Source organism: Leifsonia sp. EB41 (assembly GCF_041262565.1).
Lineage (GTDB): Bacteria > Actinomycetota > Actinomycetes > Actinomycetales > Microbacteriaceae > Leifsonia.
Genome location: NZ_JBGCCJ010000001.1, coordinates 940952 through 954151, shown reverse-complemented (window position 1 = coordinate 954151; position 13200 = coordinate 940952). Strand labels below are relative to the sequence as shown.

Sequence of the window (13200 nt, the reverse complement as noted above, 5' to 3'; positions counted from 1 at the left end):
CAGGCCGCCCCAAGGGTGCACCCACCCGGGCCGTGCAGACTAGGTGCCGACACCCTTTCTGGTGAGGTGTCCTCCGACCCGGCTGGAGCCCGAGATCCCCCGACGTACGGCTCCAGCCGGGTCCTTTATGCCCGCGGAGCGTCGGCTAGGCTCGCCGGGTGACCGACACACGATGCCCCTGCGGGAGCGGCGAGACCTACGGGAACTGCTGCGGTCCGCTGCACGCCGGAGCCCCGGCCCCGACCGCCGAGCGGTTGATGCGGTCGCGGTTCAGCGCGTTCGCGCTCGGGGACGCCGCCTACCTGCTGCGCAGCTGGCACGCGTCCACCCGCCCGGAGGCCCTCGACCTGGACGACGGTCTGCGCTGGTACCGGCTGGACGTCGAGTCCACCGAGCGGGGAGGCCCGTTCGACGCGGACGGCGTCGTGGCGTTCACCGCGTACTACAAGGGCGCTGAGCGCGGCAGCGTGCACGAGGTGTCCCGGTTCGTCCGGGAGGGCGGCGACTGGTTCTACGTCGCCGCGCTCTGAGCGGGCGGACACGGGCGAGGCGGCGTCAGCGCGCGGGCTCCACGTACCGCTCCCACAGCCACACCGACAGCGCCACCGCGGCGAACACGACCGCGGCGATCACGACGGCGACGGCACCGGCCCCGGTCTGGGCCAGGGACGCCACGGGCAGCAGCAGGGCGAACAGCACCGTGTAGACGACGAGCGCCATCGCCAGCCAGAGCGGCCGCGACCATTGCAGGACCGCGCGCCCGGTGAGCCGGCCGAACGGCAGCAGCGCGATGGCGGTCGAGCCGATCGCGACGAGGGCGACGGAGTTCACCAGCTCCACCAGGAACGCCGACGGCGCGCCGGACGGCGTCGGGAGGACGCCGACCATCAACCACGCCAGCACACCGAGGGCGGCGACCGCCGAGAGCTGGACGGCGGCGGTCCGGCCGCGTTCGACGCGCCCCAGCCCCTCGGGCAGCACCGCCCCGAGCACCAGGCCGAACAGGAGGGCGGGCTCCAGGCCGAGCAGCCGTGAGCCGATCGCGGCAGCAGCGACGATCACCAGGAGGCCGGGCCGGACGACCGTCCGCGCCATCGCCACCCCGAGATGCCGAGTCATCCCGCGCGCCGAGAGGACCCAGATCGCGTTGACCCCGGCGATCGCGAGCGAGACGGCGACGAGGAGGCGGACGTACGCGGAGGCGTCGGTGACGGAGGTGGACAGCGTCACGAGCGCCGCCGCGGAGAGGCCCACGAGCGGCGCGAGCCAGACCGGCTGCGTGCCCGCGGCCGCGCCGTCCGAAGCGACGTGCGCCCCACCGGAGAGTGCCGCGCGGCCGCCGAGCAGCGCGTCCGCCTCGCCGAGTTCGGCGGCGGCACGGTTGCGGCCGAAGAAGCGGGCGCGTGCCGCTCGCTGCTCTCGCGGACGCGCCAGCGATACGACGAGCAGCCGCGCAGGGAGGACGAGCAGCAGCAGCGCGGCGACCGCCAGCCCGACCGAGCGCAGCCAGCCGGGCACGGACGCCGCGGTGATGACCGGCGCCGAGGCGGTCGTGAACGGGGTGGAGGTCCAGCCTTTGATGTCCGGGTGCGTCGGCGCGACCGGCGCGGAGGGCGGGGCCGGGTTCGCGGGCGGCACGGCAGGGGCCGGCGCCGGCTTCGGGGCCGGACTGGCCGGGTTCTGCGGCGGCGATGTCGCGACGCCGACGGCCTCCACGGTGACGGCGACGGGGTTGCTGCCCGCGCTCACGTTCCCCGCGGCGTCGCGCTGGAGGGCGGAGGCCACGTAGTCGCCCGCGGGGAGCGTCGCGGCGCACGACCAGGCGCCGCCGGCGACCGTCGCGGTGCAGGCCACGGTCGTGCCCCTGGAGGTGCTGGCGTAGACGGAGACGGTGGCGCCCGACTCGCCGGCGCCCCCGAATCCGAGTGCCCCGCCCGCGGCGACCGTCGTGCCCGGCGCGGGGGAGTCGATGGTCGGCGCTGCCGGCGCGACGGTGTCGACCACGACGCTCATGGCCGGGCTCCGCGCGGATCGCGTAGACGAGAACGGGGCCACCTGGGTGGCGGTGACCGTGTGCCTGCCGTCGCCGAGCCCCGGGAGCACGCAGCCCCACTTGCCTGCGCTGTCCGCCGGGAAGGTGCAGGAGGCGCCGGTCTCGGCCGTCACGGTCACCGAGGCCCCCGGGTAGGCCGTACCGCTGATACCGCCGCCGGTGACCCCGCCCGGCGCGGAGGCGATGGTCGGCGGGGAGAGCACGTCCACCCGCCCGCTGGCGGCGAGACCGCTGGAGCGGGACACGGCGCGGACCGGCACGCCCGGTCCGTCGGGGAGGCGCTGCAGGGCGCAGCGGAAGGTCCCGTCAGCCGCGGTGGTCACAGTGCAGGAGCCGGCGGCGCTCGCCGAGGAGCCGCCCGAGACGTCGATGACGTCGCCGGGGTCGGCGGTTCCGGAGACGGTCAGCGAGAAGGTCGTGACCAGGCCGCTCGGCAGTGGGTCGAGTGTCGGCGCCCCCGGCGTCGGTGTCGGGGTCGGAGTGTCGGCCGGCGCGGTGTTGTCTGCGGGTGCGGTCGCGTCTGCGAGCGATGGACCGGTGATGTCCGCGGGTGCTGTGCGGATGGGAAAGGTGCGGGACGCGGTGGCGGAGGAGGTGGCGCTGCCAGTGGTCTGCGCCGATGCCGGAGGCGCGAGCCCCACGAACTGCCCGACAGCGAACGCGAGCGCGGCCACTGCGAATCCGGACAGCACGAAGAGGACCAGCCCGGTCGCCCCCCTGGGCCGGACTGGTGGAGACACGTCCGACGTAAATACCCGCATTCCACCCCATTTGAGGGGCAGGACACGCCTCCTGTCAAACCACCCGGCCGGATTTACGGCATACTGACAAGTGGGTCAACTGACCCACTTCGCGCGACGACGCGCGACGGCACCGTGAGGAGCTTCGATGACGCGCATCGCCCCGGCAGCACGGCGCGCCTCGCTGGTGCAGGCGGCCCTGCGGGTGATCGCGCGGGACGGGGTGGCCGCCGCCACCACCCGGCGCATCGTCGCCGAGGCCGGGATGCCGCTGGCCAGCTTCCACTACGTCTTCGACTCCCGCGACGAGCTGATGGCCGAGCTGGTGAACACGGTCGTGGCGGGGGAGCAGACCGATCTGGAGCCCGCGCTCGACCCGGCGTCGGCCCCGTCAGGGCTCCGTGCCGCGATCCGCTCGGGCCTCCAGCACTACCTCGACGGCGTGCGGGCCGACCCCGACCGCGAGAAGGCGATGTTCGAGCTGACCCAGTGGGCGCTCCGCGAGCCCGGCTTCGAACCGCTCGCCCGCCGCCAGTACGACCGTTATTACGAACTCGCCGAACGGGCCGCGCGCGACGCCGCCGCGCTGACTGGCAGCGTGTGGAGCCTCCCGGTCGCCGACGTCGCCCGGCTGTTGGTGACCCTGACCGACGGCCTCACCATCGCCTGGCTGGTGACCCGCGACGACGCCGCGGCCGAGCGCAGCCTGGACTTCGCCGCCGACGCGCTCGCCGCGCTCGCCGACGCCCCCATTCCCGTTCCTTCCACCCCCGACCCGAACGCAGGTGCCCGATGACCAACACCTCGACCCCGGCCGTCTTCGCCGAACCGACCCGCCGCGTACCCGGCCGCTGGATCGCGGCCTTCGCCGTCGCCTGGCTGGGAGTCTGGATGGCGCAGCTCGCGCCCATACAGAAGCTGCTGCCCGACCAGGTGCAGGCGCAGCTGCACACCAGCTACTGGGTCGACAACGTCGTCGCCTTCGGCATCATCTCCGGCATCTCCGGCGTCTGCGCGATCGTCGCGTACCCGCTGACCGGCGCCCTCTCCGACCGCACCACGAGCCGGTTCGGCCGCCGCCGCCCGTGGATCGCCGGGGGAGCGGCGCTGTTCGCAGTGTCGCTGGTCCTGCTCGGCCTGCAGACCACGATGGTCGGGATCGGCGTCTTCTGGTCGCTCGCGCTCACCGGGTTCTGCGTGCTCACGGCGGCGCTGACCGCGACCATCTCCGACCAGGTGCCGGTCGACCAGCGCGGCTACGTTTCCGGCTGGATCAGCGCCCCTCAGGCCATCGGCATCATCCTCGGCGTCTCGCTCGTCACCTACGTGTTCGTGGGCGCCCTGGTCGGCTACACCGCGATGGCCGTGCTGCTGGTGCTGCTCGTGCTGCCGTTCCTGTTCCTCCCCGACGCGGTGCTGCCGCCGCACCTGCGGGAGCGGATGACGTTCCGCGGGATCGTCGAGGGACTCTGGATCAGCCCGCGCGAGCATCCCGACTTCGGCTGGACGCTGCTGAGCCGGGTGCTGGTGAACTTCGGCAACGCATTCGGGACGTCGCTGCTGCTGTACTTCCTGGAGTTCGGCCTCCACGACAAGCACGCCGACGATGATCTGCTCGTGCTGATCCTCATCTACATGGTGTTCGTCATCATCGCCTCGCTCGCGCTCGGCCGGCTCTCCGACCGGCTCGGGAGGCGCAAGGCGTTCGTGTTCGTCTCGTCGGCGCTGCAGGGCGTCGCCGCGCTGCTGCTGGCGTTCGTGCCGGAGCTGTCCGTCGCGATGGTCGCCGCGGGCCTGCTCGGCCTCGGCTACGGCTGCTTCCTCTCGGTGGACCAGGCGCTCGCCACCCAGGTGCTGCCCGACCCGGAGAACCGCGGCAAGGACCTCGGCATCATGAACATCGCGACGGCCGTGCCGCAGGCGATGGCGCCGCTGTTCGGCGCGGGGATCGTCGCGGCGCTGGGCGGGTTCGTCGGGCTGTTCGTGCTCTCCGCGGTGTTCGCATTCGCGGGAGCCCTCGCGGTCGCACGCGTGAAGGCGGTGCGCTGATGACCGCGATGGACCTGACCGCGATGGACCTGACCGCCAAGCCGGTCGCCGCCGAGCGCACCTGGACCACGCCCGACGTGTTCTGGCCCGCGCTGAGCGCCGCGACCGCGCGCCTCGACCCGGCGTTCGGCGTGCTGCACCTGCCCGCGCTGCGCCACAACACGCACGACATGCTCCGCCGCGCCGCGGGCAAGCCGATCCGGGTCGCCTCCAAGTCGGTGCGCGTGCGCGCGGTGCTGGACGCCGTCCTCGCCCTCCCCGGCTACGCCGGCGTGCTCGCCTACACGCTGCCGGAGGCGCTGTGGCTGGCGGAGGGCGACGCCGACCACGCGCCGATCGAGGACGTAGTGGTCGGCTACCCGACCGTCGACCGCGCCGCGATCGCGCGGCTGGCCGCGTCGCCCGAGCTGGCCTCCCGCGTCACGCTCATGGTCGACTCGGTCGCGCACCTCGACCTCATCGACGCGGTCGTGCCTCCGCAGCAGCGCGAGACGATCCGGCTCTGCCTGGAGCTGGACTCCTCCTGGGACGCCCCCGTGCTCGGCCACATCGGCGTCTACCGCTCGCCGCTGCACAGCGTCGAGACGGTGCGCGCGGTGGCGGAGGCCATCGTGCGGCGTCCCGGCTTCGCGCTGGTGGGGATGATGGGCTACGAGGCCCAGATCGCCGGCCAGGGCGACAACCCGCCCGGACGCCCGGCGTGGGGCGCGACCCTGCGCTGGATGCAGAAGAGCTCGCGCGAGGAGCTGATCGCCCGCCGCGGGGAGGCCGTGGCCGCAGTGCGGGCGATCGCGGACCTGGAGTTCGTGAACGGCGGCGGCACCGGCTCGCTCGAGTTCACGTCCTCCGACCCGTCCGTGACCGAGATCGCCGCAGGCAGCGGCCTCTTCGGCGGCCACCTGTTCGACACCTACCGCGCGTTCCGGCCCGCGCCCGCGGCGTCGTTCGCGCTCTCCGTGGTGCGCCGGCCCGACGAGCGCACGGCGACGCTGCTCGGCGGCGGCTGGATCGCCTCCGGCCCTCCGGGACCCGACCGGCTCCCGAAGATCGAGTGGCCGACCGGGCTGTCGATGGTCGACCGCGAGATGGCGGGCGAGGTGCAGACCCCGGTGACGGGCGCGGCGGCGGGGATCCTGCGCGTCGGGGACCGGGTCTGGCTGCGGCACACGAAGTCGGGGGAGCTCAGCGAGCATGTGAACGACTTCCATCTGGTGGACACGGTGGAGGGCCGGGCGACGGTGGTCGGGTCGGTCCCGAGCTACCGCGGCGAGGGGCAGGTGTTCCTGTGACGGCGAACGGGGCGGTGTGGCGCAACTGGGGCCGCAGCGAGTCCATCCGCCCGCAGCGCGTCGAGCGCCCGCGGGACGCCGAGGCCGTGCAGCGCGCGGTCGCGGCGGCGGCGAAGCAAGGGATGCGGGTCAAGGCGGTGGGCGCCGGGCACAGCTTCACCGGGATCGCCGCGGCGCCCGGTGTGCTGCTCGACCTGGAGGACGTCAGCGGCGTCCTCGACGTCGACCTGGAACGCGGCCGGGTGCGCCTGGCCGCCGGGACGCACCTCCACCAGCTCCCGCGGCTGTTGCGCCCGTACGGGCTGGCGCTGCAGAACATGGGCGACATCGACCGGCAGACCGTCGCGGGCGCGACCTCCACCGGCACGCACGGCACGGGCGGTTCCTTCGGCGGCCTGGCGACCCAGATCGTCGCGGTCACGCTCGTCACCGGGGCGGGCGAGCTGCTGACCGTGAGCGAGGACGAGAACGCCGACCTGCTGCCCGCCGTCCGCCTCGGGCTCGGCGCGCTCGGGGTCATCGTGGACGTCACCCTCCAGTGCGTGCCGGCGTACCTGCTGAAGGCGGTCGAGCGTCCGGAACCGCTGCAGCAGGTGCTCGACAGCTACCTGGAGCGCTCGGCGGCCGAGGACCACTTCGAGTTCTACTGGTTCCCGCACACCGAGACCGGCCTGACCAAGACGAACACCCGGCTGCCGCTCACCGAGCCGCGCGCCCCGCTGTCGGCGGCCGGCCGCTGGCTGGACGACGAACTGCTCGCCAACGGCGTCTACCGCGGCGTCTGCGCGGTCGGGACGGTGGTGCCGGGCATCATCCCGCGGTTCAGCCGGCTTGCGCAGAAGCTCACGGGCAACCGGGACTTCACCGACCACTCGCCACGGGTGTTCGTCACCAACCGCACCGTGCGCTTCCGCGAGATGGAGTACGCGCTGCCGCGGGAGGCCGTGCCCGGCGCGCTCGCCGAGGTGAAGGCCCTCATCGAGCGGAGGGGCTGGCGTATCTCCTTCCCCGTCGAGGTGCGCTCGGCGGCGGCCGACGACAACTGGCTGTCGACGGCCTACGGGCGCGAGAGCGGCTACATCGCGGTGCACCGCTACTACCGCGAGGACCCGAAGGAGTATTTCGCCGCCGTCGAGGAGATCATGACGGCCCACGGGGGCCGCCCGCACTGGGGCAAGATGCACTACCGCGACGCCGAGTCGCTGCGCGACGCGTACCCCCGCTTCGACGACTTCCTGGCCGTCCGCGACCGCCTCGACCCCGACCGCCGCTTCGAGAACCCCTACCTCCGCCGAGTCCTCGGCCCCTGACCCCAACCATCCATTCCGGACTTGTGCACGCAACACGCCGTGTTCAGGCGTACACAACTCCGGAATGGATAGCTGGAGAGCTAGGCGGTGCGGCGTTGGAGGGTGAGGGCTCCGACGATGACGGCGCCGACGGCGAAAGCGCCGATGATGAGGAGCTGGCCGCCGATGTAGGCGGCGTCGTGCGAGTTCGTGGAGACGGCGTTGAGCGCGTCCACCGCGTGCGACAGCGGCAGCCAGTCGCTGATCTGGCGGAGGCCGTCCGGGAGCTGATCGCGCGGGATGAAGATGCCGCCGAGCAGGATCTGCGGGAACACGATCACCGGCATGAACTGCACCACCTGGAACTCGGTGCGCGCGAAGGCGCTCGCGAACAGGCCCAGGGTGCTGCCCAGGACGGCGTCCGTCACCGCCACCGCGACCAGTAGCCAGGTGTCGCCCTTGACGTCCAGTCCGCACACCCAGATCGCGTACCCCGACGCGACCAGCGACTGGATGACCGCGAGGAGGCCGAACGCCAGGGTGTAGCCGAGGATGAAGTCGCCCTTGCCGAGCGGCATGGACAGCAGCCGCTCCAGCGTGCCGGTGCGCCGCTCCCGCAGCGTGGTGATGCTCGTGACGAGGAACATCACGACGAACGGGAAGAGCGCCAGCATCGCCGGCCCGATCGTGGCGAACACCGGCGTGTTCGTGAAGATCCAGGCCACCAGGCCGATCAGGAGGCTCGGCACGACCACCAGCAGGCCGATCGTGCGTGGGTCGTGCCGGATCTGGGTGAGCACGCGGCCGGCGGTCGCGAGGGTGCGGGTGGGGTTCATCGGGAGGCCTCCCCGTGCTCGGACCCTTCGTGGTCGGTCTCCTCCGGGCCGCCGTCCTCGGCCCCTTCACCCAGCGCGTGCCGCGGGTGGTGCCTGCGCAGCAGCGTGAGGAAGGCGCCCTCCGCGTCCGCCGCGCCGGTCTCCGCGAGCAGCTCCTCCGGCGTCGTGTCGGCCAGGATGGCGCCTTCCCGCATCAGCAGCAGCCGGTCGCAGCGGGTCGCCTCGTCCATGACGTGGCTGGAGATCAGGAGGCTGGTGCCGCCGTCCGCGAGCCGGTGGAACAGCGTCCAGAGCTCGACGCGAAGGAGCGGGTCGAGGCCGACCGTCGGCTCGTCCAGCACCAGGAGGTCGGGGGAGCCGAGCAGCGCCGCGGCCAGGGAGACCCGGCTGCGCTCGCCGCCCGAGAGCGTGGAGACGAGCCGCCCGGCGTTCGGGCCGAGGTCCGTCGCCTCGATGGCGCGCTCGACGTCCGCCTTGCCGGCGCCGAGCACGCTGCGGAAGTACGCCAGGTTCTGCCGCACGGTCAGGTCGTCGTAGACGCTCGCCGCCTGGGTCACATAACCGACCCGGTGTCGCAGGGGGGCGGACCCTGCGGGCTGGCCGAGCACCTCCACCGTGCCGCCCGCGACGCGTTGGACGCCGACGATCGAGCGCATGAGCGTCGTCTTGCCGCAGCCGCTCGGCCCGAGCAGGCCGACCACCTGACCGCGCGGGATGTGCAGGTCGAGCCCGTCGAGCACGGTCGTCCGGCCGCGCTTGACGCGCAGGCCGTCGATGACGACGGCGGCGTCGCCGACGAGGTCGGTCGGCGCGGACGGCGATGAATTCATCATGTGATGAATTATTCGCCCGGAGTGCTCCCGCCGTCAATATCCCCGAACAGATGCCACTGGATGACCGGCCCCACCCGCCGCGCCAGCTCGTCAGGGTCGGCGCTCGCGATCGGCTGGAGCTTGAGCGCGTACCGGGTCATCATCAGGCCGACGATCTGCGACGCGGCCAGATCGGCGCGCAGGTCGGCGTCGTCGGCGTGGGTCAGCGCCGCAAGCCGGGCGAACACCTCGCGGGTGAGGAACTCGCGCAGCATCCGCGTGCCGGGACCGCTGCTCAGCACCGTGCGGAGGATGAGCACCATCCGGCCGGCCGCCCGCTCGTCCTCCAGCTGGGTGAGCAGGTAGCGCACCAGCGTCTCGCCGACCTGCTCCCTGGGCGCGCCGAGGACGACGTCCAGCACCCGGTCGGGTCGCAGCGGAGCCTCCAGCGTGGCCGCGAACAGCTCGGCCTTGTCGTCGAAGTAGTGGTGCACGAGCGCGGAGTCGACGCCGGCGCGGCGTGCGACGGCGCGCAGCGAGGCCGCCTCGTAGCCGCGCTCGGTGAACTCCTCGGCCGCCGCGCGCACGATGGCCGAACGGGTGGAGGCCGCCCCGCGCTCCTTGCGCGGCCGGCCCCTCCTGCGGCGTTCGGCGAGCTCACTCACGAGTGCCATTGTGCACCCCGGACCCGGTGCCCTGTCCATCCGCATTGGGGTTGCTTCGAGTGTGATGGGAAGCCCGTGGGAGGCGCATCCGTCCCGGTTAGGATGCTAATCAGCGCAGTCGATCGGCGCATTCACGCTTAGGAGTTCCCGCAATGGAATGGCTCATTCCGGTCATCATCGTCGTCGTGCTCGTCGCGATCATCGGAATCTACTTCTGGGCAACGTACAACTCGCTCATCACGCTCAAGGTGCGGGTGGACGAGGCGTGGAGCGACATCACGGTGCAGCTCAAGCGTCGTGCCGACCTCATCCCGAACCTGATCGAGACGGTCAAGGGCTACGCCGCGCACGAGCGCGGGGTCTTCGAGTCGGTGACCAAGGCCCGCGCCGAGACGCTGTCCGCGCAGACGCCGGGCGACGCGTCGGTGGCCGAGGGGCACATGCAGACCGCGCTGAAGAGCATCTTCGCGGTGGCGGAGGCCTACCCGCAGCTCCAGGCGAGCCAGAACTTCCTGCGCCTGCAAGCCGACCTGGTCGACACCGAGGACAAGATCCAGGCCTCGCGCCGGTTCTACAACGGCGGCGTGCGCGAGTTCAACACGAAGATCAAGGTCTTCCCGAACAACCTGTTCGCCCGCCGTCTCGGCTTCTCCGGGCGCGACTTCTTCGAGGTCGACAACCTGGCGGCGATCGCCGAGCCGCCGCGCGTTCAGTTCTAGGGCGTCGATGTACAGGGCAATCGCCAGGAACAAGCGCAACACCGTCTTCATCATCCTGCTGTTCCTGATCCTCATCGGTGCGCTCGGCTGGCTGTTCTCGGTCATCTACAACAGCTGGGCGATCCTGGCCTGGGTCGGGATCGGCGCGATCGTCTACGCCGTGTTCCAGTACTTCATGGCCTCCAGTCAGGCGCTCAGCATGTCCGGGGCCGTGCCGATCACGAAGGCCGACAACCCGCGGCTCTGGAACGTGGTCGAGAACCTGTCGATCACGACGGGCACGCAGATGCCGGCGGTCTACATCATCAACGACCCGGCGCCCAACGCGTTCGCCACTGGGCGCGACCCGCAGCACGCCTCCGTCGCCGCGACCACCGGCCTCCTCGACATCATGAACGACGCCGAGCTGGAGGGCGTGATGGCGCACGAGCTCGGGCACGTCCGCAACTACGACATCCGGCTGTCGATGATCGTCTTCGGGCTCACGGTCGCGATCGGGCTCATCGCCGACATCTTCGTGCGGATGGCCTTCTTCGGCGGCAACAACCGCAACAACAACAACGGCGGCGGCGGCAACCCGATCGTCCTGGTCTTCGGTCTCGTAGCCGCGATCATCGCGCCGCTGGTGGCGACGCTCGTGCAGCTCGCGGTCTCCCGCCAGCGCGAGTACCTCGCCGACGCGACGGGCGCGATGACGACACGGCACCCGGACGCGCTCGCGAGCGCGCTGCTCAAGCTGCAGGACTACGGGAGGCCGATGCGCCGCCAGAACAGCAGCATGGCGCACCTGTGGATCGCGGAGCCGCTCAAGCCCAGCCTGACGAGCCGGTTGTTCTCGACGCACCCGCCCATCCCCGAGCGCGTCGATCGCCTCGAGAAGATGGGCTCCACCTTCTAGGAGCCCGGACTACGCTTCGGCGGCCTCCAGCTCGGCGGTGCCGGTGTAGCGGTAGCGCACGCGCGTGCCGACGGCGCGCTCGTCGAGCGGGCGCCACTCGGTGCCGGCGTTGTTCGCCCCGTCGACCACGTCGATGTCGCGGATGAGGTCGGCGGGGGCGCCGTCCCGGTAGCCGGTGATGATCTCCGCGTAGACCGAGGAGTCGGGGTTCAGCAGCACCGCGATGTAGTGGCTGGACTCGCGCACATCATCCGTGGTCACCCACATCCGGTTGTCGAACTGCACGTGCGCGCGGCCGTCCGGTCCGCGTTTCACACCCGTCACGATGCCGTCGAGCCAGCGTTCGCCGTCGCGGTAGGCGAAGAGCTCGCGCATGGGCTGTTCGTAGTCGGCCTCATCGGCCCCGTCGGCGTCCAGGTACTCCAGCGGTGAACTCATGTCCCGCACCTTACCCCCGCACCCGGCGCTCCCGCGAGGGAGTCCTCAGAAGCCCGTGGACGCTGCCAGGGCGAGCTCGGCGGCGAGCATGGGCGCGAGGTCGCCCCGTGCGCCTTGGGCGACCTCCACGCCGCCCAGGCCCTGCCAGGCCGCGGTCTCGCCCAGCAGCGGGACCAGACGCTCGGCCACCCGGCCGCCGTCGCCGGCCTCCGTCCACGCGGACTGCACCCGCAGCACGCCGGCCTGCCGGTCGCTCTTCAGGTCGATGCGGCCGACGAGCTCATCGTCCAGCAGGATCGGCAGCGAGTAGTAGCCGTACACGCGCTGCGGTGCGGGTGTGTAGATCTCGATGCGGTAGTGGAAGCCGAACATCCGCAGCGCCCGGTCGCGGAACCACACCACAGGGTCGAACGGTGAGAGCAGTGCTGCGGCGTCGACGCTGCGCGGCTTGCGCGCGTCGCGGTGCAGCCACGCCTTGACCGGCCGGTCGCCTGCGCCGGTCCAGCCCTTCACCTGCACCGGGATGACCTCCCCGGCGTCCTCCAGCTCCTGCATCGCGGCGGCGACGGCAGGGCCTTTGAGCCGGTAGTAGTCGGCGAAGTCGCGGAGTGTGCCGACGCCGTGGGCGACGGCCGAGCGGCGCAGCAGCTCGCGGATGGCGTCGGGCTTGTCGACGGCGCGGTCGAGCACCGCGGGCGGGAGGACGTCCTCCACCAGCCCGTACCGCCGCTGGAAGCGGGTGCGGCCGGCGATGGCGACCTCGCCGAACAGGAACATCCGCTCCAGCGCCCGCTTGACCTCCGACCAGCCCCACCACGGCCCCGAGCGCCTGTTGGCGTCGTGCTCGATCTCGCTCGCGGCGAGCGGGCCCTTGGCGGCCAGCTCGCTGCGCAGCCAGGTGAGGGTGGAGTCGTGGGCGGCGAACCAGGCGTTGCCGGTGCCGTACCGCTCGCGGTAGTCCTGCATCCGCCAGCGGAACAGCGACCAGTCCTCCTTGCGCACGAAGGCGGCCTCGTGCGCCCAGTACTCGGTGTGCGGTCCGCGCGCGTCGAACGTCAGCCGGTCGAGCAGGGTGCGGTCGTAAGCGCCGAGCCGCGCGAACGCGGGGAGGTAGTGGCTGCGTTCGAACACGTTGACCGAGTCGATCTGCAGCAGGTTGATGCGGTCGATCAGCCCGTTGAGCTGCCGTGTGCCCACCACGGCCGGGCGCGGGCGCCCGAAGCCCTGGGCGGCGAGCGCGATGCGGCGCGCGAGGGCGGGGGAGAGCTGTTCAACCACGGATCGACCTTAGCGGCAAGGTCTGACACTCCTCGTTCACCTTTTGGTCACTCCCCGCTGGGCCACGCGTATCCCGGCCTCCCTAGCGTGGCGACGAGCCGGTTCGCACAGCCCGGCTGTCAACCCGACCTGGA

At 72.1% G+C, this 13200-nt stretch carries 13 protein-coding genes; 7 read left to right on the top strand and 6 right to left on the bottom strand.

The window, feature by feature from the left end; all coding sequences use genetic code 11:
- Positions 1-158 precede the first annotated feature (158 nt).
- A complete protein-coding gene (locus ABH923_RS04655; RefSeq protein ID WP_370054203.1) occupies positions 159-530 on the top strand; it encodes a YchJ family protein in 372 nt (123 codons plus the stop codon).
- Between the two features lie 25 nt (positions 531-555).
- Here the strand turns inward: ABH923_RS04655 and ABH923_RS04650 are convergent, their stop codons facing one another.
- Complete coding sequence (locus tag ABH923_RS04650; protein WP_370054202.1) at positions 556-2793, bottom strand: Ig-like domain-containing protein; 2238 nt, start codon at positions 2791-2793, stop codon at positions 556-558.
- A gap of 148 nt (positions 2794-2941) precedes the next feature.
- On the opposite strand from ABH923_RS04650, the gene ABH923_RS04645 reads away from it, so the two are divergent.
- Genes ABH923_RS04645 through ABH923_RS04630 form a run of 4 tightly spaced genes read left to right on the top strand, consistent with a single transcriptional unit; the run spans position 2942 to position 7441 of the window.
- Positions 2942-3589, top strand: coding sequence for a TetR/AcrR family transcriptional regulator (locus tag ABH923_RS04645; protein WP_370054201.1), 648 nt, complete (start codon positions 2942-2944; stop codon positions 3587-3589).
- On the top strand, positions 3586-4842 hold the full coding sequence (locus ABH923_RS04640; RefSeq protein ID WP_370054200.1) for an MFS transporter: 1257 nt from the start codon (positions 3586-3588) through the stop codon (positions 4840-4842). Before ABH923_RS04645 ends, ABH923_RS04640 begins: the two co-directional genes overlap by 4 nt.
- Before the next feature lie 8 nt (positions 4843-4850).
- Complete coding sequence (locus ABH923_RS04635) at positions 4851-6131, top strand: amino acid deaminase/aldolase (protein WP_370057303.1); 1281 nt, start codon at positions 4851-4853, stop codon at positions 6129-6131.
- On the top strand, positions 6128-7441 hold the full coding sequence (locus ABH923_RS04630; RefSeq protein ID WP_370054199.1) for a D-arabinono-1,4-lactone oxidase: 1314 nt from the start codon (positions 6128-6130) through the stop codon (positions 7439-7441). The genes ABH923_RS04635 and ABH923_RS04630 overlap by 4 nt, the downstream gene beginning before the upstream one ends.
- Positions 7442-7521: 80 nt before the next feature.
- Here ABH923_RS04630 and ABH923_RS04625 read toward each other — a convergent pair whose 3' ends face one another.
- The 3 genes from ABH923_RS04625 to ABH923_RS04615 are packed head-to-tail and all read right to left on the bottom strand — an operon-like array spanning position 7522 to position 9733.
- On the bottom strand, positions 7522-8256 hold the full coding sequence (locus tag ABH923_RS04625) for an ABC transporter permease (protein WP_370054198.1): 735 nt from the start codon (positions 8254-8256) through the stop codon (positions 7522-7524).
- Positions 8253-9089: an ABC transporter ATP-binding protein gene (locus ABH923_RS04620; protein ID WP_370054197.1), complete on the bottom strand. Its 837-nt coding sequence runs from the start codon at positions 9087-9089 to the stop codon at positions 8253-8255. The genes ABH923_RS04625 and ABH923_RS04620 overlap by 4 nt, the downstream gene beginning before the upstream one ends.
- 8 nt (positions 9090-9097) lie before the next feature.
- The gene (locus tag ABH923_RS04615; protein ID WP_370054196.1) at positions 9098-9733 is read right to left on the bottom strand and encodes a TetR family transcriptional regulator; all 636 of its coding nucleotides are present in this window, start codon (positions 9731-9733) and stop codon (positions 9098-9100) included.
- Positions 9734-9885: 152 nt separating this feature from the next.
- On the opposite strand from ABH923_RS04615, the gene ABH923_RS04610 reads away from it, so the two are divergent.
- Both ABH923_RS04610 and ABH923_RS04605 read left to right on the top strand, forming a co-directional pair.
- The gene (locus ABH923_RS04610) at positions 9886-10452 is read left to right on the top strand and encodes a LemA family protein (RefSeq protein ID WP_370054195.1); all 567 of its coding nucleotides are present in this window, start codon (positions 9886-9888) and stop codon (positions 10450-10452) included.
- A 7-nt stretch (positions 10453-10459) separates the two neighbouring features.
- Positions 10460-11350, top strand: a complete 891-nt coding sequence (locus ABH923_RS04605; RefSeq protein ID WP_370054194.1) for a M48 family metalloprotease — start codon at positions 10460-10462, stop codon at positions 11348-11350.
- 9 nt (positions 11351-11359) lie between these two features.
- Here ABH923_RS04605 and ABH923_RS04600 read toward each other — a convergent pair whose 3' ends face one another.
- Together ABH923_RS04600 and ABH923_RS04595 are read right to left on the bottom strand one after the other, a co-directional pair.
- The gene (locus ABH923_RS04600) at positions 11360-11788 is read right to left on the bottom strand and encodes a hypothetical protein (RefSeq protein WP_370054193.1); all 429 of its coding nucleotides are present in this window, start codon (positions 11786-11788) and stop codon (positions 11360-11362) included.
- A 45-nt stretch (positions 11789-11833) separates the two neighbouring features.
- Positions 11834-13066, bottom strand: a complete 1233-nt coding sequence (locus tag ABH923_RS04595; RefSeq protein ID WP_370054192.1) for a winged helix-turn-helix domain-containing protein — start codon at positions 13064-13066, stop codon at positions 11834-11836.
- Positions 13067-13200: the final 134 nt, after the last annotated feature.